General features: G+C 48.4%; 1 rRNA gene. It reads left to right on the top strand.

What is annotated here, in order from left to right:
• Nucleotides 1–152: 152 nt before the first annotated feature.
• Nucleotides 153–269 (top strand): 5S ribosomal RNA (gene rrf, locus BHE89_RS23065).
• Nucleotides 270–339: the final 70 nt, after the last annotated feature.

The following is a 339-nucleotide window of genomic DNA, read 5'->3' as shown; positions in this document are numbered from 1 at the left end:
AGCTAACCAGTACTAATGAACCGTGAGGCTTAACCTGACAACACCGAAGGTGTTTGTCAGAGAGACGAAACGATGAAGTAAGCTTGTTTAAGATTGATATTACTGGTGACGAACCGTTAAAGGGTGAGTGACGAGTAATAAAACAGAATTTGCTTGGCGGCCATAGCGCAACGGTCCCACCTGATCCCATGCCGAACTCAGAAGTGAAACGTTGTAGCGCCGATGGTAGTGTGGGGTCTCCCCCATGTGAGAGTAGGGAACTGCCAGGCATTAAATTTAGGCTGTGTCAGCCGGTGACAATAAGCCACTAGTGCTGATATGGCTCAGTTGGTAGAGCAC

The sequence above is a fragment of the Shigella sp. FC1967 genome (assembly GCF_001743005.1).
In the GTDB taxonomy this organism is placed as follows: domain Bacteria; phylum Pseudomonadota; class Gammaproteobacteria; order Enterobacterales; family Enterobacteriaceae; genus Proteus.
The sequence above is the reverse complement of the archived record's forward strand: the minus strand, read 5'-3'. Positions and strand labels throughout refer to the sequence as shown.